This is a genomic window from Micromonospora reichwaldensis, assembly GCF_031845925.1.
Classification (GTDB): Bacteria; Actinomycetota; Actinomycetes; order Mycobacteriales; family Micromonosporaceae; genus Micromonospora; species Micromonospora reichwaldensis.
In genome coordinates this window covers 1-24,750 of record NZ_JAVRFL010000002.1, presented here as the reverse complement: position 1 = coordinate 24,750, position 24,750 = coordinate 1, and the positions used below count along the sequence as shown (strand labels likewise).

Below are 24,750 nucleotides of genomic sequence, written 5' to 3'. Positions count from 1 at the left end.
ATGAGCTCCGTACTGGGGACAACGGTCAGGAATCGGTTCCGTCAAGCGCCAGCCTGACGAGGGCGTCGGTGTCGAGGTCGTCGAGGTCCAGGTCCTCGTCGGTGGACTCGTCACCGTCGCCGCCGTCGGCGTCGGCGAGGTTGAGCAGCAGGTCCAGCAGCCCGGCCTCCCGCAGGCGGGTCAGCGGGATCGCCGCGAGCGCCTGCCGGACGGCCGCCTCCGCCGGGTCGCCGCCGTCCGCCTGTGCCCCCTCGGGCAGCAGGCCGTCGAGCAGGTTCTCGGCGAGCACGGCCGGGTTCGGGTAGTCGAAGACGAGGGTCGCGGGCAGCGACAGGCCGGTGGCCCCGGTCAGCCGGTTGCGCAGCTCGACCGCCGTCAGCGAGTCGAACCCGAGCTCCTTGAAGGCGCGCTGCGGCTTGACCCGGTCCGTGCCCGAGTGGCCGAGCACGGCGGAGGCGTGGGTGCGGACGAGGTCGACCAGGTGCCGGACCCGCTCGGGCCGGGGCAGCGTGAGCAGGTGCTCCCGCAGGGCGTCGACGGCCCCGCCGGGCTGCTGCTGCCCGGCCTGGGCGTGCAGCGCCTCGCGGGCCTCGGCGATGTCGTCGAGCAGCGGCCGGGGGCGGGCCGAGGCGTACGCCGGGGCGAAGACCGCCCAGTCGACGTCCACCACGGTCAGCGCCGCCCGGGGCAGGCCGACGGCGTACCGCATGGCGTGCACGGCGTCGGCCGGTGCCATGGCGGTCAGGCCGCGCCGGGCCAGCAGCTGCTGGGCCTCGCCGGTGGCCATGCCGCCGTCGGCCCACGGCCCCCAGGCCACGGAGGTCGCCGGCACGCCCCGCCCGCGACGCTGCTCCGCCAGCGCGTCCAGGAAGGCGTTGCCGGCGGCGTACGCGGACTGCCCGCCGCTGCCCCACACCCCGGCGATGGAGGCGAACAGCACGAAGGCGTCCAACGGCCGGTCGGCGAGCAGCGCGTCCAGGTGCACCGCACCGGCGACCTTGCCGTCGAGCACGCCGGCGAACGCGGCCAGGTCGGTGTCGGCGATCAGGCCGGGCTCGCCGGCGCCCGCCGCGTGGACCACGGCCGTCAACGGCGCGGGATCCTCGTCCAGCCGGGCCAGCAGTGCCGCCACCTGGTCGCGGTCGGCCACGTCGCAGGCCACGACCGACGCCCGTACGCCCAGCGCGGTCAGCTCGTCGCGCAGCTCCGTCGCCCCCGGGGCGCGCTCGCCCCGGCGGCTGGTCAGCACGACGTGCGCGGCGCCGTTGGCCGCCGCCCAGCGGGCGACGTGGGCGCCCAGGGCGCCGGTGCCGCCGGTGACCAGCACCGTGCCGGACGGCCGCCACCGCTCCGCCGTGTCGGGGGCGGCGGGTGCCGCCCGGACCAGGCGGCGGACGAACACCCCGGCGGGGCGTACGGCCAACTGGTCCTCGTCGCCGGCGCCGGTCACCACCCGCGCCACCCGGTCCCACGCCGTCGCGTCGACCTGCTCGGGCAGGTCCACCAGTCCACCCCAGAGCTGGGGGTGTTCCAGGCCCGCCACGAGCCCGAGGCCCCACAGCCCGCTCTGGGCGACGCCGTGCACCGCGTCCCCGTCGCCGGTGCTGACCGCGCCCTGGGTCAGGCACCACAGCCGGGTCGTCGCCCCGGCGTCGTGCAGGGCCTGGAGCAGCAGCAGCGTGGCGGCCGTCCCGACCGGTACGGCCGGGTGGGCGGGGTGCGGCTGGTCGCGGAGACCGAGCAGGGACAGCACGCCGATGACGGGCCCGTCGGCCAGCGCGTCGGCCAGCCGGTGGGCGAGTTCCGCCCGGTCGGTGCCGACCGGGTCGACGGTCAGCCGGACCACGTCGGCACCGACCTCGGCGAGGGCCTTGGTGACCGCCTCCGCGCGGGTGCCGTCCGTCAGGTCGTCCTCCGCCGTCACGAGCAGCCACACGCCGGGCCGCGCCGGCTCGGCGGTGATGTCGGTCCGCTTCCACCCGACCCGGTACGACCACGCGTCCACGACCGCCCGCCGCGTACGTGCCCGGTGCCAGGTCGACAGGACCGGCAGGGCCGGGGTGAGGGCGTCCAGGGCGGCGCCGTCGTCGCCGAACTGCGTGGCGAGGGCGCTCAGGTCGCCCTGCTCGACGGCGGCCCAGAAGTCGGCGTCGACGCTGTCGGTCGTCCTCGTACGCGGCCTGTTCGCCGGCTCCGGCCAGTAGCGCTGGTGCTGGAAGGTGTACGTCGGCAGGTCGACCCGCCGCGGCCCGCTGTCGGTGAACCACTCCTGCCAGGTCACCGGCACGCCGTGCACGTGCAGTTCCGCCAGCGCGCCGAGCAGCGCCTGGGCCTGCGACCGGTCCCGACGCTGGGCGGCGACCGACAGGACGTCCTCGTCGTCCGGCAGGATGTCCGCCGCCATCGCGGTCAGCACGCTCTGCGGCCCGATCTCCAGGAACGTGTCCACCCCGGCGGTCCGCAGGGCGGTGACCCCGTCGGCGTAGCGGACGGCCTCGCGGACGTGTCGCACCCAGTAGTCGGCCGTGCGGATCTCGTCGGCGTCGGCGAGCGCCCCGGTCACGTTCGACACGACCGGCAGCGCCGGCGCGGCGAACGTCAATCCGTCCAGGACCGCCCGGAACTCGGCGAGCATCGGCTCCATCAGCGGGCTGTGGAACGCGTGGCTGACGGCGAGCCGGCGCGTGCGTACGCCCCGCTCCCGCCAGTCGCGCTCGATCTCGTCGAGGGCCTCCACCGCGCCGGACACGACGATCGACGTCGGCCCGTTCACCGCCGCGACACCGACCTTGTCGGTCAGGCCGGCGATCGACTCCGTCACCGCGTCCTCGGCGGCGGCCACGGCGAGCATCCCGCCGCCGGCCGGCAGCGCCTGCATCAACCGGCCCCGCGCGGCCACGAGCTGGCACGCGTCGGCCAGGGACAGCACCCCGGCCACGTATGCGGCCGTCACCTCGCCGATCGAGTGGCCGGCGACCATGTCGGGCACGATCCCGAACGACTCCACGAGGCGGAACAGCGCCACCTCGACCGCGAACAGACCGGCCTGCGTGAAGACGGTCTGGTCCAGCAGTTGCGCCTCTTCCGTGCCCGCCTCGGCGAACAGCACCTCCCGTAGCGCACCAGGCAGCAACGGGTCGAGGTGTCCGCACACCTCGTCCAGGGCGGCCGCGAACACCGGGAACGCCTCGGACAGCTCCCGGCCCATGCCGGCGCGCTGCGCGCCCTGGCCCGAGAACACCAGCGCCAGCTGGCCCCGGGGCCCACCCGGGCCCACGAAGACCCCGCCGGAGGGCTCACCCGCCGCCAACGCCGCCAAGCCCGCCAGCAGCTCGTCGCGGCCCGTCCCGGCCACCACCGCACGATGTTCCAGCATCGACCGGGACACCACGCTCGACCACGCCACGTCCAGCGGGCGTACGCCGCCGTCGGCGGCCAGCGAGCTCGCCCAGCGGTCCGCCTGCGCGGCCAGCGACGCGGCGTCGCGGGCCGACAGCAGCACCGGCACCAGCGGCGGTACGTTCCCGGCGACGATCTCGCCCTCGACCAGCTCGGCCGGCGGCTGCTCGATGATGACGTGCGCGTTCGTGCCGGAGATCCCGAACGACGACACCGCCGCCCGACGCGGCCGGTCCACCGCCGGCCACGGCGTCGCCTCGGTGGTGAGGGCGACCGCCCCGGCCGACCAGTCGACGTGCGGCGACGGCTCGTCCACGTGCAGCGTCGACGGGACGACGCCGTGCCGCATCGCCAGCACCATCTTGATCACACCAGCCACACCGGCAGCCGCCTGCGTGTGCCCGATGTTCGACTTCACCGACCCCAACAACAACGGCCGATCCTGCGGACGCTCCTGCCCGTACGTCGCCAGCAGGGCCTGCGCCTCGATCGGATCGCCGAGGGTCGTGCCCGTGCCGTGCGCCTCCACGGCGTCCACGTCGGCCGGGGTCAGACGGGCGTTCGCCAGGGCCTGCCGGATCACCCGCTGCTGCGACGGGCCGTTCGGGGCGGTCAGCCCGTTCGACGCGCCGTCCTGGTTCACGGCCGTGCCCCGCACGACCGCGTAGATGCGCCGGCCCTCCCGCTGGGCGTCGGAGAGGCGCTGCACCAGCAGCACGCCGACGCCCTCCGACCAGCCCGTGCCGTCGGCCGACGCCGCGAACGACCTGCACCGGCCGTCCTGCGACAACCCGCGCTGACGCGAGAACTCGATGAACGTCCCCGGCGTCGCCATCACCGTCACGCCACCGGCCAACGCCAGATCGCACTCACCCGACCGCAACGCCTGCACCGCCAGGTGCAGCGCCACGAGGCTGGACGAGCACGCCGTGTCGACGCTGACCGCCGGGCCCTCCAGGCCGAACGTGTACGCCACCCGGCCGGACAGCACGCTGCCCGAGTTGCCGGTGCCGACGTAGCCCTCGACCTCGCCGGCCAGCTCCATGAGCCGCGTCGCGTAGTCGTGGTACATCACGCCGGCGAAGACGCCCGTCCGGCTGCCCCGCAACCGCGACGGGTCCAGCCCCGCCGACTCGAACGTCTCCCACGACGCCTCCAGCAGCAACCGCTGCTGCGGGTCCATGGCCAGGGCCTCGCGCGGCGAGATGCCGAAGAACGCGGGGTCGAACGCGCCGGCGTCGTACAGGAAACCGCCGTGCCGCGTGTACGACGTCCCGGGGTGGTCCGGATCGGGGTGGAAGAGCGTGTCGAGGTCCCAGCCGCGGTCGGCCGGGAACTCGCCGACGCCCTCCCCGCCGGTGCTGACCAGCTTCCACAGCTGCTCGGGTGACTGGACGCCGCCGGGATAGCGGCAGGCCATGCCCACGATCGCGATCGGCTCGTCGGCGTCGCCGGCGGCCGGCTCGTCGGAGACGACGGCGGCGAGCCGTTCGCCGACCAGTTCCGCGTACACGTGGGCGGTCAGGGCCTGCGGGGTCGGGTAGTCGAACACCAGGGTCGAGGCCAGCCGCAGGCCGGTCGCGCCGTTGACCCGGTTGCGCAGCTCGACGGCGGTCAGCGAGTCGAAGCCCAGCTCGCGGAACGCCCGGTCGGCCGGCACCGCCTCGGCGCCGCCGTGCCCCAGCACCTGCGCGACGAGACCCCGCACCAGCTGGTCCACCTCGGCGAGGCCGTTCTCCTCGCTGAGCCTGGCGAGCCGGTCGGCCCAGCCGTCACCGCCCTTGCCCGCCTGGCGGCGGGTGTTCGCCGTGCCGATGAGGACCCGCAGCATGGGCGGGACCATCCCGCCGGAGGCCGCCGCGCGCAGCGCGGGCACGTCGATCACGGCCGGCACCAGGGCCGGCCGGTCGGCGCCCAGGGCGGCGTCGAACAGCTCCAGACCGGTCCGGGCGTTCATGCCCCGGAGGCCGGCGCGTGCCGACCGGGCCCGCTCGACTCCACCGATCGACGCGGCCATGCCGGCGGTGTCCCACATGCCCCACGCCAGGCTGACCGCGGGCAGGCCCGACTTGCGCCGCCACACCGCCAGCCCGTCCAGGAACGCGTTGGCCGCCGCGTACGCCGACTGCCCCGGCGAGCCCAGCACACCCGCCACCGACGAGAACACCACGAACAGGTCCAGATCCGGCGCGAGGGACGCCGTCGCCTCATGCAGGAACCACCCGGCCGACACCTTCGGCGCCAACACCCCCGCCAGCCGCTCCGCCGTCAGCCCCTCCACGACACCGTCGTCCAGGACACCGGCCGTGTGCACCACGCCCGCCAGCCGACCCTCGGCGCCGATCTCCGCCACCAGGCCGAACACCTGGTCCCGGTCCGTCACGTCACAGGCGACGATCCGCACGTCGGCGCCCAGCGCGGTCAACCGACCGGTCAGCTCGCTGGCGCCCTCGGCCTCCGGGCCGCGCCGCGACACGAGCACCAACGAGCGCACGCCGTGCACCGACACCAGGTGCTCCGCGACCAGCGCACCGAGCGCGCCCGTACCACCGGTCACCAGCACCACGCCGTCACCGACGGCCGGCGCCTGCGCCGACGCCGGAACCACCGCACGGACCAGGCGCGGCACGAAGACCTCGCCGCCGCGGACGGCCACCTGGCCGCCGGTCGGGTCGGCCGCGTAGCGGGTCAGGGTGCCCAGCACGTTGGGGTTCACGCCACGGTCCACGTCGGCCAGGACGATGCGGCCCGGGTGCTCGGACTGCGCCGAGCGCAGCAGACCCCACACCGCCGCGGCGGCCGGATCCGTCACCTGGTCCTCGTCGCCGACGGACACGGCGCGTCGGGTGACCACCACCAGTTTCGACTCCGCCAGGACGTCGGCGGCCAGCCACGCCTGCACGAGGCCCAGCACGTCCGCCGTCATGGCCCGGGCCCGCTGCGCCGTGTCGACGTCGCCGGCGTCCGGCCCGGTCGGCGTGAACAGCAGTCGGCGCGGCGGTGTGGTGCCGGTGTCGATCGCGGCCAGCAGCTGCCTGATCGTCTCGGCGGAGGGACCGCCGGGAACGCCCGGCAGGGCCGGACCGCCCAGCACCGCCCAACCCGACACGTCGTCGACCGGTTCGGTCTCCTCCGCCTGCCAGACCACCTCGAACATCGACCGGGACGCCACACCCGCCGTGGCCGTGTCAGCCAGCTCGCGCAGGACGAGGGAGTCCACCGACACCACCGGCGCGCCCACCTCGTCGCACGCCACCAGCCGCACGCCGGCGGCGCTGCGGGACAACCGGACCCGCAGCACCGTGGCACCGGAGGCGTGCACCTGCACACCCTCGAACGCGAACGGAACCCGTGGCCCGCCCGGCTCCTCGCCCAGCAGCAGGGCGACCGGGTGCAGGGCCGCGTCCAGCAGCGCCGGGTGCACCCCGAACCGGTCGATGCCCGCCACCGCGTCGTCCGGCAGGACCACCTCGGCGAACACCTCGCCGTCGCCCACCCACGCGCGTCGCAGACCCTGGAACACCGGCCCGTACGCCAGTCCGCGTTCGACGAGCGCCGGGTACCAGCCCGCCAGGTCGACCTCGGTGGCGCCGGCCGGCGGCCAGGTGCCCGTCCTCGGCTCGTCCGCCGTCGCCGGTTCCAGCACACCCTCGGCGTGCTGGAGCCAGCCCGCCTCGGGGTCGTCGTCGGGGCGCGAGTAGACGGCGACGGGACGCTGCGACGCCTCGCCCGCCGACACCCGGACCTGGATCCGCACGGCGCCCGCGTCGGGAAGCACCAGCGGCGTCAGCACCGCCAGGTCGCGCAGCCGGGACATGCCCGCCTCGTCGCCCGCGCGCACGGCCAGTTCCACCAGCGCCGTGCCGGGGACCAGCGGCACCCCGGAGACCACGTGGTCGGCCAGCCAGGGGTGGGTGGCCAGCGACAGCCGGCCGGTCAGCACCACCTCGTCGTCGCCGGCGAGGTCGACCGCCGCGCCGAGCAGGCCGTGCCCCGCCACACCGAGGCCCGCGCCGCTGACGTCACCGGCCCGCAGCCGCCCCACCGCCGGCCAGAACCGCTGCCGCTGGAACGGGTACGTCGGCAGGTCCACCGGGCGGGTCGCGGTGCCCGGCAGGAGGTCGGTCCAGGTGACCGGCACGCCGTGCACGTGCAGCTCCGCCAGCGCGTTCATCAGCGACACAGGTTCCGGACGGCCCGGGCGCAGGCTCGCCACCACGGCCGCCGGGAGGGTGTCGCCGTCGTCGGGCAGGCAGCCGCGCACCATGCCGGCGAGCACCGCGTCGGGGCCCAGTTCGAGGAAGACCCGGACGTTGCGCGTACGCAGGCTGGCGACCCCGTCGGCGAACCGGACGGTCTCGCGCACGTGCCGGACCCAGTAGTCGGGGGTGCCGATCTCGTCGGGGTCGGCGATCTCGCCCGTCAGGTTCGACACGATCGGCAGGGTCGGCCAGCAGAACGTCAGGGTGTCGAGCACCTGCCGGAACTCGCGCAGCATCGGCTCCATCAGCGGGCTGTGGAAGGCGTGGCTGACGTTCAGCCGGCGGGTGCGTACGCCCCGGTCCTGCCAGGTCCGCTCCACCTCGTTGAGGGCCCCGACCTCGCCGGAGACCACCACGGCGGTCGGGGTGTTCACCGCCGCGACGCCGAGCCGGTCGGTGAGCCCGGCCAACGACTCCACGACGGCCTGCTCGTCGGTGCCGACCGCGAGCATCCCCCCGCCCTGCGGCAGGGCCTGCATGAGCCGGCCACGGGCCCCGACCAGCGCGCAGGCGTCGGCGAGGCTGAACAGCCCGGCGACGTGGGCGGCGGCCACCTCGCCGATCGAGTGCCCGGCCACCAGGTCCGCCCGGACGCCGAACGACTCGACCAGCCGGAACAGGGCCACCTCGACGGCGAACAGCCCGGCCTGGGTGAAGACGGTCTGGTCCAGCAGCTCCGCCTCCGGCGTGCCCGCCTCGGCGAACAGCACCTCGCGCAGCGGACGGGGCAGGTGCCGGTCCAGGTGCCCGCACACCTCGTCGAGGGCGGCGGCGAAGGCCGGGTGGGCGTCGTACAGCTCGCGCCCCATGCCGGGGCGCTGGGCGCCCTGGCCGGAGAAGAGGATCGCGGTGCGTCCGCCGCGGGCCACGCCGTGGACGACGGCGGCCGAGGGTTGGTCGTCGGCCACCGCGTCGAGGGCGGTGAGCAGGTCCTCGCGGTCCCGGGCCAGCAGCACCACGCGGTGCTCGAAGGCCGTGCGGCGGGTGGCGAGCGCGTGGGCGACGTCGGCGAGCGTCAGGTCCGGTTCGTCGTCCAGCAGGCCCCGCAGCCGGCGTGCCTGCTCGCGCAGGGCGGCGTCGTCGCGGGCCGACAGGACGCACGCGACGAGGTCGACGGGGGACGTCGCGGGCGGCCCGGCGGGCGGCGGGACGAACTCCGGCGCCTGCTCGATGATCGTGTGCGCGTTGGTGCCGCTGATGCCGAACGACGACACGGCGGCCCGGCGCGGCCGGTCGACGGCCGGCCACGACCGGGTGCCGGTGAGCAGGGCCACCGCGCCGGCGGTCCAGTCGATGTGCGGCGACGGCTCGTCGGCGTGCAGGGTCGGCGGCAGCACCCCGTGCCGCATCGCCAACACCATCTTGATCACCCCGGCGACGCCCGCCGCCGCCTGGGCGTGACCGATGTTCGACTTGATCGAACCGAGCCACAGCGGCCGGTCCTGCGGCCGGTCCTGCCCGTACGTGGCCAGGAGGGCCTGCGCCTCGATCGGGTCGCCCAGCGCGGTGCCCGTGCCGTGCGCCTCGACGGCGTCGACGTCGCCCGGGTTCAGCCGGGCGTTCGCCAGCGCCTGCCGGATGACCCGCTGCTGCGCGGGGCCGTTCGGCGCGGTCAGGCCGCTGCTGGCCCCGTCCTGGTTCACCGCGCTGCCCCGCACGACGGCGAGGACGCGGTGGCCGTTGCGCTGCGCGTCGGAGAGGCGCTCCAGCAGGAGCATGCCGACGCCCTCGGCGAAGCCGGTGCCGTCGGCGCCCGCGCCGAAGGCCTTGCACCGACCGTCGGGCGACAGGCCGCGCTGCCGGGAGAACTCGGTGAGCATGCCGGGGGTGGACATCACGCTCACCCCGCCGGCGAGCGCGAGCCGGCACTCGTCCTGCCGCAGCGCCTGGGTGGCCAGGTGCAGCGCGACCAGCGACGACGAGCAGGCGGTGTCGACGGTGACCGCGGGACCTTCGAGGCCGAACAGGTACGAGATGCGTCCCGAGGCGACGCTTCCCGCGCTGCCGTTGCCGACGTAGCCGTCCACCTCGTCGGTGGTTCCGGCGGCCTGGGAGGCGTAGTCGTGGTAGATGAGCCCGACGTAGACACCGGTGCTGCTGCCCCGCGCCGCGTGCGGGTCGATCCCCGCCCGTTCGAAGGCCTCCCAGGACGTCTCCAGCAGCAACCGCTGCTGCGGGTCCATGGCCAGCGCCTCGCGGGGCGAGATCCCGAAGAAGGCGGCGTCGAACTGGGCGGCGTCGTGCAGGAAGCCGCCCTGGCGGGGCACGGACGTGTCGTCCCCGCCGCTGGCCCTCAGGTCGTCCAGGTCCCAGCCCCGGTCGGTGGGGAACGGCGAGATGACGTCGGCGCCGGCGGTGACCACCTGCCAGAGCTGCTCGGGGGTCTGCACCTCGCCGGGGAAGCGGCAGGCCATGCCGATGATGGCGATCGGCTCGTCGAGCGCGGCGGCCGTACCGACCGCGGCCGGGCGGACGGCGTCCGAACCGCCGCCCAGTTCCCGGTCGAGAAAGTCGGCGAGCACCGCGGGGGCCGGGTGGTCGAACGCCACGGTCGCGGGCAGCCGCAGCCCGGTCGCGGCGGAGAGCCGGTTGCGCAGCTCGACGGAGGTGAGCGAGTCGAAGCCCAACTCCTTGAAGGCGCGGTGGGGGTCGACGTTCTCCGCGGAGCGGTGCCCGAGCACGCTGGCGACGTTCGTGGCCACCAGGTCGAGCAGGTGGTTGCGCCGCTCGGCCGGGCTGAGCATCGCCAGGCGGTCCCGCACCGACGCGGTGTCGGCCGTGCCCCGACCCACCGCGCGGCGGGCCGGAGCGGAGGTGCGGACCAGGTCACGCAGCAGGCTGGGCACGGTGCCGCCGGCCGGGCGCGCGCTCGCCGGCGGCAGGTTCATGAGTACGAGGTGGGCGCTGCCGCGCTGCCGTGCCGCCTCGAAGAGCGCGACGCCCTGCTGGTCGGTCAGCGGGGCGCTGGTGGCGCGGATCGCCTTGCGATGGTCGTTGCCGTGCAGGTGCGCGGTCATCGCGCTGCTGGTGGCCCACAGTCCCCAGGCGAGGCTGGTGGCGGGCAGCCCCTGCTGGCGGCGGTGCTGCGCGAGGGCGTCGAGGAACGCGTTCGCGGCGGCGTAGTTGCCCTGCCCCGGGGAGCCGAGGGTGGCCGCCACCGAGGAGAACAGCACGAACGCCGACAGGTCCAGGTGGCGGGTGGCCTCGTGCAACGCCCAGCCGGCGTCCACCTTCGGCGCCAACACCGTACGCAGGGCGGACTCGTCCAACGAACCGATGGTCGCGTCGGCGATCACGCCGGCGGTGTGCACCACCGCCGTCAGCGGGTGCGCCGGATCCACCAGTTCCAGCAGCCGGGTCACCTGCCGGGGGTCGGTCACGTCGGCGGTGCCGACGGTGACCCGGGCACCCGCCCGGGTGAGCTCCTCGACCAGGTTCTGGTACTGCTCGGGGCCACGGCGCGAGGCCAGCAGCAGGTGCCGCGCCTGACCGGTGGCGACCAGGTGCCGGGCGAACACCCGGGCGAGGGCGCCTCCCGCGCCGGTGAGCAGCACGGTGCCGTCGGGGTCGGCGGGCGCGGGCACCCGCAGGACGACCTTGCCGATGTGGCGGGCCTGGCTGATGTGCCGCAGCGCCTGCCGGGCCTGACGCACGTCCCACGCCCGTACGGGCAGCGGCCGCAGCGCGCCCCGCGCGAACAGGTCGAGGATCTCGGTCAGCATCTCGCCGATCCGCGGGTGTCCGGCCTCGTTGAGGTCGAACGCGCGGTAGGTGACGCCGGGGTGTTCGGTGGCGACCGTCTGCGGATCGCGCACGTCGGCCTTGCCCATCTCCACGAACCGGCCACCGCGCGGCAGCAGCCGCAGGGACGCGTCGACGAACTCGCCGGCCAGCGCGTCGAGCACCACGTCCACCCCGGCGCCGGCGGTGGCCGCGCCGAAGGTCTGCTCGAACTCCGTGGTCCGCGACGACGCGATCCGTTCCCCGGCCACACCGAGTCCCCGCAGCACACCCCACTTGCCGGGGCTGGCGGTGGCGTACACCGTCGCGCCCCAGTGCCGGGCGAGCTGGATGGCGGCCATGCCGACGCCACCGGCGCCGTTGTGGATCAGCACCGACTCGCCGGACCGCAGCCCGGCCAGGTCGCGCAGCGCGTAGTACGCGGTCAGGAACACCACCGGCACCGACGCGGCCTGCGTGAAGGACCAGCCGTCGGGGATCTTCGCGACGAGGTCGCGGGCGGCGACCACCTCGGGGGCGAAGGCCGGCTCGAACATGCCGAGCACCCGGTCGCCGGGCGCCAGGTCGGTCACGCCGGGGCCGACCTCGACCACGACGCCCGCACCCTCGCTGCCCATCACGGCCGCCGGATCCGGATACATGCCCAGGCCGATCAGCACGTCCCGGAAGTTCACGCCGGCCGCGCGCACCGCGACGCGCACCTGCCCGGCGTCCAGAGCGACGGGCGTGGCGGGCACCATGCCGATCCCGTCGAGGGTGCCGGGGCTCACCGCGCCGACCTGCCACAGCCCGGCCGGCGCGACGAGTTCCTCGGCGGCCGGACCAACGGGCCGGCCCAGGCGCGGGGTGCGCACCTCGTCGCCGCGTACGGCCACCTGGCCGCCGGTGGCCGACGGGTCCTCGGCCACCGCGGCCAGCACCGCGAGGACAGCCGGGGTGAGCGCGCCGTCGACGTCGGCGAGGACGATCCGGCCCGGGTGCTCCGACTGCGCCGAGCGCAGCAGGCCCCAGACCGTCGCGCCGGCCAGGTCCCGCAGCGCGTCGGCCGGTGCGGCGAGCACCGCGCCGCGGGTCAGGACCACCAGCTTCGTGTCGGCCAGGGCCTCGGCGGCCAGCCAGGAGCGCAGCACGTCCAGCACCTGGGCGGTGACCGTGCCCACCAGGTCGGGCAGCCCGGCGTCCGGCGTCTCCGCCCGGACCGGGAGCACCAGCGCGCGGGGCGCCTCGACCACGCCGCCGGAGATCGCCGTGACCAGGTCGTCGACGGTCGGGAACGCCGGCATGGACAGGTCCGCCGGCACCTCGGTGTCGCCGAGCAGCATCCAGCCGGTGACGTCGCGCGCCGGCGTGACCCGCTCGGGCTGCCACGTCACCTCGAACAGCGCCCGCTCGGCGGGGTCCTGGCCGGCGGACGCGGTCATCTCCCGCAACGCGAGCGCGTCCACCGACACCACGGGCGCGCCCGACTCGTCGCCGGCCACCAGCCGCACCCGGGAACCCGTCCGGGTCAACCGCACCCGCAGCACCCGGGCCCCGGAGGCGTGCACCTGCACGCCCTCGAAGGCGAAGGGCACCCGCGGCCCGCCGGAGCGGTCCGCCAGCAGCAGCCCCACGGGGTGCAGCGCCGCGTCCAGCAGCGCCGGGTGCACGGCGAACCGGTCGGTGTCGACGGTCGCCTCGTCCGGCAACGCCACCTCGGCGTACGCGTGGTCGCCGGCGGCCCACAGCCGGCGCAGCCCCTGGAACGACGGGCCGTAGGTCAGGCCCCGCTCCGCCAGCGCCGGATACCAGCCGGCGAGATCCACCTCGGGCACCCCGGCGGGCGGCCAGGCGCCCACCTCCGGCTCGTCGGCGGCAGGCTCCAGCACACCGTCGGCGTGCCGCGTCCACTCGGCCTCCGGGTCGCCGTCGGGCTGCGAGTGGACCGCCACCGACCGGACGCCGGAGCTGTCGGCCGCGCCGACGCGCACCTGCACGCGGACCGCACCGGCGGCGGGCAGCACCAGCGGCGCCGCCACCGTCAACTCGCGTACCCGCGACGCGCCCACCTCGTCGCCGGCGCGCACCACCAGCTCCACCAGCGCGGTGCCCGGCGCCAGCACCGCACCGCCGACCACGTGGTCGGCCAGCCACGGGTGCGTCGACACCGACAGCCGGCCGGTCAGCACGACCTCGTCGTCACCGGCGAGGCGTACCGCCGCGCCGAGCAGCGGATGTCCCGCCGCCCCCAGGCCCGCGCCCGACACGTCGCCGCCGGCGGAGTGATCCACCGCCGGCCAGAACCGCTCCCGCTGGAAGGCGTACGTCGGCAGGTCGACGCCGGTGGCGCCGGAGCCGGCGAACACCGCCGCCCAGTCGACGGGCACCCCGGCGACGTGCAGGTCACCGAGGCCGGTCAGGAGCTGGTGCGGCCCGTTCTCGTCGCGGCGCAGCGAACCGACCACGACGCCCGCGTCGACGGCGCCGGTGGCCTTCTCCAGCGCGTCCTGCACCACCACCTTCAGCACGGGGTGCGGGCTGACCTCGACGAAGACCCGGAAGCCCTGGTCGATCAGCTGGTCCAGCACCGGCGCGAGCCGGACCGGTTCCCGCAGGTTGCGGTACCAGTAGCCCGCGTCGAGCTCGGCGGTGTCGATCGGCTCGCCGGTGACCGTCGAGTGGAAGGCCACCCCGGTCGAGCGGGAGTCGACCGTGCCGAGCGCCGCCACCAGGTCGTCGCGTACGGCGTCGACGTGGTCGCAGTGTGAGGCGTAGTCGACGGCGATCGCGCGGGCCCGGATGTCCCGCTCGGCGCAGTGCGCGAGCAGTTCGGCGACCGACGCCGCGTCACCGGAGACCACGGTCGCGGCGGCGCCGTTGAGGGCGGCCACGGAGAGGGTGCCCCGCCACTGCGCGATGAGCTGCTCGGTGTCGGCGGCCGGCAGCGGGACGGAGACCATGCCGCCCCGGCCCGAGATGGCCAGCAGGCCACGGCTGCGCGCCACGACGAGCCGTACCGCGTCGGCGAGGGTCAGCGCGCCGGCCGCGCAGGCCGCGGCGATCTCACCCTGCGAGTGCCCGACGACGGCGGCCGGCACGACGCCGCACGAGCGCCAGAGCTGGGCGAGGGACACCATGACGGAGAAGAGCACCGGCTGGACCACGTCCACCCGGTCCAGGGGCGGGGCCCCGGGCGCCTCCCGGAGCACGTCGGTGAGGGACCAGTCCACCAGCCGGGACAGCTCCTCGGCGCACTCCCCCATCCGCTGCCCGAAGACCGGCGAGGTCTCCAGCAGGTCCAGCGCCATCCCCTTCCACTGGGAGCCCTGGCCGGGGAAGACGAAGACGACCTTCGACGCGGCGTCCACGCCGGCCGGCGTGCCGTCGGCGGAGGCGAGGGCGGCCAGTCGGGCGGCCGCGTCGTCCCGGTCGGCGGCCACGACGACCGCCCGGTACGGGTGGTGCGCCCGCTGGGCGGCCAGGGAGAACCCGAGGTCGCGCAGGTCCAGGTCGGCGTCGCCGGCCAGCCGTTCGCCGATCCGGGCGGCCTGCGCCCCGAGCGCGCGGGGGCTGCGGCCGGAGACCAGCAGAGGTACGGCGGCGGGGCCGACCAGGCCGGGAAGGTCCCCCGCCGGCGGGGTCGTCGCCGGGGCCGGCTCGTCGGGCGCCTGCTCGATGATGGTGTGCGCGTTGGTGCCGCTGATGCCGAACGACGACACGGCGGCCCGGCGCGGCCGCTGCACCGCCGGCCACGGACGGGCCTCGGTGAGCAGGGCGACCGCCCCGGCGCTCCAGTCGACGTGGGGCGACGGCTCGTCCACGTGCAGGGTGGGCGGCAGCACGCCGTGCCGCATCGCCAGCACCATCTTGATCACGCCGGCCACGCCGGCCGCGGCCTGGGAGTGGCCGATGTTCGACTTGATCGAGCCGAGCCAGAGCGGCTCGGCGTCGGCGCGATCCTGCCCGTAGGTGGCCAGCACCGCCTGCGCCTCGATCGGGTCGCCGAGGACGGTGCCGGTGCCGTGCGCCTCGACGGCGTCCACGTCGGCCGGGTTCAGCCGCGCGTTCTCCAGGGCCTGCCGGATCACCCGCTGCTGCGACGGGCCGTTCGGGGCGGTCAGCCCGTTGGACGCGCCGTCCTGGTTGATCGCGGAGCCGCGCAGTACGGCGAGCACCCGGTGCCCGTTGCGCCGGGCGTCGGAGAGGCGCTCCACGAGCAGCATGCCCACGCCCTCGGACCAGCCGGTGCCGTCGGCGCCGGCGGCGAACGCCTTGCACCGCCCGTCCGGGGCGAGGCCGCCCTGCCGGGAGAACTCGGAGAACATGCCGGGCTGCGCCATCAGCGCCACCCCGCCGGCCAGTGCCATGTCGCACTCGCCGCCGCGCAGCGCCTGGGCGGCGAGGTGCAGCGCCACCAGCGACGAGGAGCAGGCGGTGTCGACGGTGACCGCCGGGCCTTCGAGGCCGAACATGTAGGCGACCCGCCCGGAGGCGACGCTGCCCGCCGTGCCGGTGAGCAGGTGCCCCTCGAGGCCGTCCAGGTCGTCGCGGCCGCTGGTGGCGTAGCCGGAGGAGGCGGCGCCGATGAAGACGCCGGTGGCGGTGCCGCCGAGGGCGGCGGGGTCGATGCGGGCGTACTCGAAGCTCTCCCAGGCGGTCTCCAGCAGCAGCCGCTGCTGCGGGTCCATGGCGAGGGCCTCGCGGGGGCTGATGTTGAAGAAGCCGGCGTCGAAGTCGGCCGCGTCGTAGAGGAAGCCGCCCTGGTCGGTGACGGTGCCGCCGGCCTGGTCGCCGTCGGTGCCGTACAGCCGGTCGAGGTCCCAGCCGCGGTCGGTGGGGAAGCCGCCGATGGCGTCGGACCCGGAGCTGACGAGCTGCCACAGCTGCTCGGGGGTGGCGACGCCGCCCGGGTAGCGGCAGGCCATGCCGATGATGGCGATCGGCTCGTCGGCGTCGGCGGTGACGACCGTACGGACGGCGGTGCCGGCGCCGGTGGCCCGGCCGAGCTGCGCGAACAGGTGCTCGGCGAGCCGGGCCGGGGTGGGGTGGTCGAAGGCCAGCGTGGCGGTCAGCCGCAGCCCGGTGGCGGCGCCCAGCCGGTTGCGCAGCTCCACCGACGTCAGCGAGTCGAAGCCCAGGTCCTTGAAGGCGCGGGCGGCGGGGACCGCCTGTGCCGAGGCGTGCCCCAGCACCGTGGCGGCCTGGCCGCAGACGAGGTCGACCAGCGCCTGGCGGGCGTCCGCCTCGGACAGCCCGTCGAGCCGCTCCCGCCACGACGCCCCGGCGCTCGGCCGGTCGGTGGCGGCGCGGCGTCGGCCGCCACCGCGCAGCAGGTGCCGCATCAGCGGCGGTACGCCGCTCGCCTCGCCGGTGACGTGGAGGCGGGCCGCGACGACGACCGGTTGCACCGCCGGCAGGGCGGCGTCGAAGAGTTCGGCGCCCTCGGCCGGGGAGAGCCGGCTCATCCCGACCCGCCGCAGCCGCTGCTGGTCGTCGCCGTCGAGGTGCACGGTCATCGTGCTGTCGGTGGCCCACATGCCCCAGGCGAGGCTGGTGCCGGGCAGCCCCTGCTGCCGGCGGTGCTGCGCGAGGGCGTCGAGGAACGCGTTCGCGGCGGCGTAGTTGCCCTGCCCCGGCGAGCCGAGGGTGGCCGCCACCGAGGAGAACAGCACGAACGCCGACAGGTCCAGGTGCGCGGTCGCCTCGTGCAACGCCCACCCGGCGTCCACCTTCGGCGCCAACACCGTACGCAGGGCGGACTCGTCCAACGAACCGATGGTCGCGTCGGCGATCACGCCGGCGGTGTGCACCACCGCCGTCAGCGGGTGCGCCGGATCGATCCCGCCGACCAGCTCGGTGACCTGCGCGGGGTCGCTGACGTCGACGGCCACGGCGGTGACGTCAGCGCCCGCGTCGGTCAGTTCCCGGACCAGCGTGGCGTACGCGTCGTCCCGGCCGGGCGCGCGGCGGGAGGCCAGCAGCAGGCGGCGGGCCTGGCCGGTGGCGACGAGGTGCCGCGCGAGTACGCCGGCCAGGGTCCCGGCCGCGCCGGTGAGCAGCACGGTGCCGTCGGGGTCGGCGGGCGCGGGGACGCGCAGCACCACCTTGCCGACGTGGCGGGCCTGGCTGACGTACCGCAGCGCCTGCCGGGCCTGACGCACGTCCCACGCCCGTACGGGCAGCGGACGCAGCGCGCCCCGCGCGAAGAGGTCGAGGATCTCGGTGAGCATCTCGCCGATGCGGGTGCTGCCCGCCTCGTTCAGGTCGAACGCGCGGTACGTCACGCCCGGGTGGTCGGTGGCGACCGTCTCCGGGTCGCGCACGTCGGCCTTGCCCATCTCCACGAACCGGCCGCCGCGCGGCAGCAGCCGCAGCGACGCGTCGACGAACTCACCGGCCAACGCGTCGAGCACCACGTCCACCCCGGCACCACCCGTGGCCGCGCCGAAGACCTGCTCGAACTCGGTGGTCCGCGACGACGCGATCCGCTCCCCGGCCACCCCCAGGCCCCGCAGCACACCCCACTTGCCGGGGCTGGCCGTCGCGTGGACGGTGGCGCCGAGGTGCTGGGCGAGCTGGATGGCGGCCATCCCGACGCCACCGGCGCCGTTGTGGATCAGCACCGACTCGCCGGACCGCAGCCCGGCCAGGTCGCGCAGCGCGTAGTACGCCGTCAGGAAGACCAGGGGGACGGACGCCGCCTGGGTGAAGGACCAGCCGGCGGGCATCTTGGCGATGCGCTGGCGGTGGGCGACCGCCTGCGGGCTGAATCCGAGTTCGAACATGCCCATCACCCGGTCGCCCGGCGCCAGGTCGGTCACGCCGGGGCCGACCTCGACCACGACACCCGCACCCTCGCTGCCCATCACGGCCGCCGGATCCGGATACATGCCCAGGCCGATCAGCACGTCCCGGAAGTTCACGCCGGCCGCGCGCACCGCGACGCGCACCTGGCCCGCGTCCAGGGCGACGGGCGTGGCCCGGACCGGCCCGATCCCGTCCAGGGTGCCGGGAGTGACGGGGGCGAGGTGCCACGGCCCGGACGGCGGGGTCAGCTCGTCGCCCACCGGCCGCGCCAGCCTCGGCACGAGGGTGCGCTCGCCGCGCACCGCGAGCTGGCCGCCGGAGACCGACGGGTCGACAGCGGCCCCGGCCAGCACGGCGAGGGTCGCGGGGGTCAACTCGCCCTCGACGTCGGCGAGGACGATCCGCCCCGGGTGCTCCGACTGCGCCGAGCGCAGCAGGCCCCAGACGGCGGCGGCGGCCAGGTCGGTGACCTGGTCGTCGTCCCCGGCGGCCACCGCGCCCCGGGTCACCACCACGAGCCTCGTGTCGGCCAGCGGCTCGGCGGCGAGCCAGGACCGCAGCACGTCCAGCACACCGCCGGTGACCGTCCGCACGGCCTCCGGCACGGCGACGCCGGGTTCGCCGGCAGGCACCGTCAGCAGCACCTGCCGGGCGGTGGCCCCGCCCGCCGCCAGGGCCGCCACGTCCGCGAAGACCGGCACCTGCGGCAGCGCGTCCGTGGCCGGCCGGCCCAGCGCCGCCCACCCCGGAAGGTCGTCGACGCCGTCGATCTGCTCGGCCTGCCAGGCCACCTCGTACAGCGACCGGGCGGCGCCGCTCCGGGTCGCCGTCGCGGTCATCTCCCGCAGCACCAGGGAGTCCACCGACACCACCGGCGCGCCCGAGCCGTCGCAGGCGACCAGCCGCACCCCGGAGCCGTCCCGGGTCAGCCGCACCCGCAGCGTCCTGGCGCCCGAGGCGTGCACCTGCACGCCCTCGAACGCGAACGGCACGCGGGGCCCGCCCGCCGGCTCCGCCGCCAGCAGCAGGGCCACCGGGTGCAGGGCGGCGTCCAGCAGCGCCGGGTGCACCCCGAACGCGCCCGCGTCGCCGGCCGCGCCGTCCGGCAACGCCACCTCGGCGTACGCCGCACCGTCGGCCGTCCAGGCCCGCCGCACGCCCTGGAACACCGGCCCGTACGACAGGCCGTGCTCCGCCAGCGCCGGATACCAGCCGGTCAGGTCCACCTCGGTCGCGCCCGCCGGCGGCCACGCGCCGACGACCGGCTCGTCGGCCGACACCGGTTCGAGCACACCGTCGGCGTGCCGCGTCCACTCGGAGTCGTCGTCGTCCTCGGGCTGGGAGTACACGGAGACCGACCGGACGGCGGAGTCGTCGGCCGCCCCGACGCGCACCTGCACGCGTACCGCGCCGGACTCCGGCAGCACCAGCGGCGCCGCCACGGTCAGCTCCCGTACGCGCGACGCGCCCACCTCGTCGCCGGCGCGCACCGCCAGCTCGACCAGGGCGGTGCCCGGCACCACCACGGCACCGCCGACCACGTGGTCCGCCAGCCACGGGTGCGTCGACGCCGACAGCCGGCCGGTCAGCACGACCTCGTCGTCACCGGCGAGGCGCACCGCGGCGCCGAGCAGCGGGTGCCCCGCCACGCCCAGACCGGCACCCGACACGTCGCCGACGCGCCACGGCACCACCTCGGGCCAGAACCGCTCCCGCTGGAAGGCGTACGTGGGCAGCTCCACCCGCCGCGCCCCGGTGTCGGCGAACCACTCCTGCCAGGCGACCGGCACTCCGTGCACGTGCAGCTCGGCCAGCGCCGCCAGCAGCGCCTGCGCCTGCGGCCGGTCCCGGCGCTGGGCGGCGACGGTCAGCACGTCGTCGTCGGGCAGGGCGTCCGCCGTCATCGCGGTCAGCACGCTCTGCGGGCCGACCTCCAGGAACGTGTCGACCCCCGCGTCCCGCAGGGCCGCGATCCCGTCGGCGTAGCGCACCGCCTCACGCACGTGCCGCACCCAGTAGTCGGCGGTGCGGATCTCGTCGGCGTCGGCGAGCGCCCCGGTCAGGTTCGACACGATCGGCAGCGCGGGGGCGGCGAAGTCCAGCCGCTCGACGATGCCGCGGAAGCGCTCCAGCACCGGCTCCATCAGCGGGCTGTGGAACGCGTGGCTGACGGTCAACCGGCGGGTACGCACACCCCGGTCCCGCCAGGCCCGCTCCAGCTCGTCCAGCGCGTCGACGGCGCCGGAGACCACGACCGAGGCCGGGCCGTTCACCGCCGCGACGCCGACCCGGTCGGTCAGGCCGGCGATCGACTCGACCACCGCCGCCTCGTCGGCGGCCACGGCGAGCATGCCGCCGCCGTCGGGCAGCGCCTGCATCAACCGGCCCCGCGCCGCCACCAGCAGACAGGCGTCCTGGAGGGACAGCACCCCGGCCACGTGCGCCGCGGCGACCTCGCCGATCGAGTGCCCGCCCACGAAGTCCGGCACCACGCCGAACGACTCCACCAGGCGGAACAGCGCCACCTCGACCGCGAAGAGCCCGGCCTGGGTGAACGCGGTCTGGTCCAGCAACTCCGCCTCGGCGGAACCCTCGGCTGCGAACAGCACCTCCTTGAGCGGGCGCGGCAGCACCCGGTCCAGGTGCCCGCACGCCTCGTCCAGCGCGGCGGCGAAGACCGGGAACTCGGCGTACAGCTCCCGGCCCATGCCGGCGCGCTGCGCGCCCTGGCCGGAGAAGAGCACCGCCAGCGGACCCCGGTCCCCGGCCTGGCCCGTGACCACCGTGCCCGACGGCGCTCCCGCCGCCAGGGACTCCAGGCCCGCCAGCAGGCCCGCGCGGTCCTCGGCGAGCACCACCGCACGCCGGTCGAGCGTCGAGCGGGACACCACCGACGACCAGGCCACGTCGAGCGGGCGCGGCTCCTCGTCGTCGCCCAGCCAACGGGCCAGCCGGTCGGCCTGGGCGGACAGCGCGGCGGGCTGCGCGGCGGAGAGCAGCACCGGCGCGACGACGGGACGGCGCGACGGGGCGGCCTCGTCGGCAGCCGCGTCGGGGGCCGGGGCCTGCTCCAGAATCAGGTGGGCGTTCGTGCCGCTCATGCCGAAGGACGACACGGCGGCCCTGCGGACGTGGTCGCCGCCCGTCCACGGGCGGGCCTCGTCCAGCAGGGACACGGCGCCGGTCGACCAGTCGATGTGCGGGGACGGCTGGGCCACGTGCAGGGTGGGCGGCAGCACGCCGTGCCGCATCGCCATCACCATCTTGATGACGCCGCCGGCGCCGGCCGCGGCCTGCGGGTGACCGATGTTCGACTTCAGCGACCCCAGCCACAGCGGCCGGTCGGCGGAGCGTCCCTGCCCGTACGTGGCGAGCAGCGCCTGCGCCTCGATCGGGTCGCCCAGCCGGGTGCCCGTGCCGTGCGCCTCGACCACGTCCACGTCGGACGGGCTGAGCCGGGCGTTCTCCAGCGCCTGCCGGATGACCCGCTGCTGCGAGGGGCCGTTGGGGGCGGTGAGGCCGCTGCTCGCGCCGTCCTGGTTCACGGCGCTGCCCCGGATCACCGCCAGGACGGGGTGACCGTTGCGCCGGGCGTCGGAGAGCTTCTCGACGAGCAGCATGGCGACGCCCTCGGACCAGCCGGTCCCGTCGGCGTCGGCGGAGAAGGCCTTGCAGCGGCCGTCGGAGGCGAGCCCCCGCTGTCGGGAGAACTCGACGAAGGCGCCGGGCGTGGCGAGCACGGTGACGCCGCCGGCCACGGCGAGGGAGCACTCGCCGTCGCGCAGGGCCTGACCGGCGAGGTGCAGGGCGACCAGCGACGAGGAGCAGGCGGTGTCGATGGTGACGGCCGGGCCCTCCAGCCCGAAGGAGTACGCCAGCCGGCCGGACATGACGCTGGCGGCCGTGCCGGTGAGGACGTAACCCTCCGTGCCCTCGGGCAGCTGCCGCAGCACCGACGTGTAGTCCTGCCCCGCGGTGCCGACGAACACCCCGGTACGGCTGCCCCGCACCGACGCGGCGTCGATGCCGGCCCGCTCGAAGACCTCCCAGGTCACCTCGAGCAGGAGCCGCTGCTGCGGGTCCATGGCCAGCGCCTCGCGCGGCGAGATGCCGAACAGGGTCGGGTCGAACAGGCCGGCGTCGCGCAGGAAGCCGCCCCGGTTGCTGTAGGTGGTGCCGGGGTGGTCCGGGTCGGGGTCGTAGAGCCCGTCGAGGTCCCAGCCCCGGTCGTCGGGGAAGGTGCCGGTGGCGTCCACCCCGCCCGCGACCAGCTCCCAGAGGTCCTCCGGCGAGGCGACCCCGCCGGGGAACCGGCAGGCCATCCCGACGATCGCGATCGGCTCGGCGTCCTCGTTCTCCAGCTCGGTCAGGCGCCGGCGCGCCAGGCGGAGCTCGGAGGTCACCCACTTCAGGTGTTCGAGGAGCTTGTCTTCGTCCGCCATGACCCACCCGCCCAGAGCTTGCTATCGATCGGAATCTGCCGATTCGTTGACCACACCACCGCCGACGGCCCGGCTTCGTGCACAGGTGGGTGGAGACATGGCCGTTCGGCCAACGATCCCGACACCTGCTCCTGATTCCGGTTGTCGTGCCTGCTCAGGCGCCCGCCACGCCGGGCCGTCCCGCCGACACATGCCCGCCACCGTGACTGGACGGTACTGAGCGCCCATCACGCGCCCAACCCCTAGAGAACCCCTGATCGACCGGCCCGTGAGGGCCGTCGCGACGGGTCCCGGACGAAGCGGTGACCAGCATCGCGACGGCGCTCAGGCGGGCTGTCCGGCGACCGCCGGCAGGATGCGGCGCAGCCGCCCCGGCGGCGTCGAGCGGCGGCGCCACTCCCGTGGGTAGCCCACCGAGACCTCTTCGAACCGGACCCCGTCGTACCAGGTGGTGCGCGGGATGTGCAGGTGGCCGTAGACGGCGACGCGGGCGTCGAACCGGACGTGCCAGTCGGCGGTGGCCTCGGTGCCGCACCACTGCGCGAACTCCGGGTACCGCAGGATCCGGGTGGGTTCGCGGACGAGCGGGAAGTGGTTGACCAGGACGGTGGGCAGCCCGTTGCGTTCGGCGGTGAGCCGGCGCTCGGTCAGGGCCAGCCGCGCCCGGCACCAGGCGTCGCGCGTCGGGTACGGGTCCGGATGCAGCAGGATCTCGTCGGTGCAGACCACGCCGACCTCGTGGGCCCGCGCCAGGGCCTGCTCCTTCGTGTACGTCCCGGCCGGCCGGAAGCTGTAGTCGTAGAGCAGGAACAGCGGCGCGATCAGGACCGGGTCGTCGCCCTGCGGGTCCCAGACGGGGTACGGGTCCTCCGGAGTCACCACCCCGAGCCCGCGGCACAGCTCCACCAGGTGCTGGTAGCGCGCGTCTCCCCGCAGCTGGATCGGGTCCTCGCGGGGGGTCCAGAGCTCGTGGTTGCCCGGGGCCCAGATCACCTTGGCGAACCGGCTGCTGAGCAGTCCCAGCGCCCACTCGATGTCGGCGACGAACTCGCCGACGTCGCCGGCGACGATGAGCCAGTCGCCGTCGCGCTCCGGCCGCAGCCGCTCGACGATGGCCTTGTTCTCCGCGTGGACCACGTGCAGGTCACTGATGGCGAGCAACTGAGGCAGGCCGGATCCGGCCATGCGGACCTCCCGTCCATCCGGGGTACCGCACGCACCCACATCCGTACCGCTCGGCTGCCGGTGGGCAGGGCGAGACGGCCTGACGGGCTCCGACCCTACGGAGCCGGGCCCGCACCGGCACACCCCTAGACGGGGTCCGCGCACCCCTAGGCAGCCGCACCTGCCCGACGGCGCCGGTCAGGCGTCCGGCGCCGTCGGGTGTCCCTTCCCCGGCCCGTCCCGCCCGGGGTCGGGCAGTGTCCGCTCAGGACTTGCCGAACTCCCGCTGGATGATGTCGAAGAGCTCGTCCCGGCTCGCCGACTCCAACTCCTGCGTGGCGGCCGGCGCCGGTGCGGTGGCGGCGGGTCGTCCCCGCCACCTGGCCACCAGGTCCTCCAGCCGACCGACGACCGCGTCGTCGACCTGGTCGCCCGGCAGCCCACCGAGGAGCTTGTCGAGGCGTTCGATCTCGGCCACGATCGGCAACGCCGGCTGCTCGGGCGCCAGCTCGGCCCGCAGGTGACCGGCGAGCGCGTTCGGGGTGGGATGGTCGAAGACGAGGGTGGCGGGCAGTCCGATGCCCGTTGCGGCGGTCAGCCGGTTGCGCAGCTCGACGGCGGTGAGTGAGTCGAAACCCAGTTCGAGGAAGCCGCGGGCGGGCCTGATCCCGCTCGGCGTGGCGTGTCCCAGCACCGCCGCGGCGGTGCTGCGGACCAGGTCGAGCAGGATGCGGTCGCGCTCCGGTCCGGAGGCGGCGGCGAGCCGCTCGCGCAGCGCCGACGCCGCGCCGCGGTCCTCACCCTTCGGCGTCTTCTCAGCCTGTGCGGGCTGTGCCTCGGGGATGTCGGTGAACAAACGCGACGGACGCAACGCCGTGAACGACGGCACAAACCGATCCCACCGCACATCCGCCACCACCACCTGACCCTCACCACCATCCAACACCCGCTGCAAC

At 75.7% G+C, this 24,750-nt stretch carries 3 protein-coding genes; all 3 read right to left on the bottom strand.

Annotated elements, in window-relative coordinates; genetic code table 11:
- Window positions 1-25: 25 nt before the first annotated feature.
- Window positions 26-22,630, bottom strand: coding sequence for a type I polyketide synthase (locus RM555_RS01825; protein ID WP_311410112.1), 22,605 nt, complete (start codon window positions 22,628-22,630; stop codon window positions 26-28).
- 324 nt (window positions 22,631-22,954) lie between these two features.
- Window positions 22,955-23,815 carry a metallophosphoesterase family protein gene (locus RM555_RS01820; RefSeq protein WP_311410111.1) on the bottom strand — a complete coding sequence of 287 codons (861 nt, stop codon included), beginning with the start codon at window positions 23,813-23,815 and terminating at the stop codon, window positions 22,955-22,957.
- Between the two features lie 244 nt (window positions 23,816-24,059).
- Window positions 24,060-24,750: phosphopantetheine-binding protein (locus RM555_RS01815; protein ID WP_311410110.1), on the bottom strand; the 691-nt coding region annotated here is incomplete at its 5' end.

Excerpts from the sequence above, each read along its gene's own strand:
- RM555_RS01825 (WP_311410112.1), bottom strand. The coding sequence starts at position 22,630 with ATGGCGGACGAAGACAAGCTCCTCGAACACCTGAAGTGGGTGACCTCC.
- RM555_RS01820 (WP_311410111.1), bottom strand. The coding sequence starts at position 23,815 with ATGGCCGGATCCGGCCTGCCTCAGTTGCTCGCCATCAGTGACCTGCAC.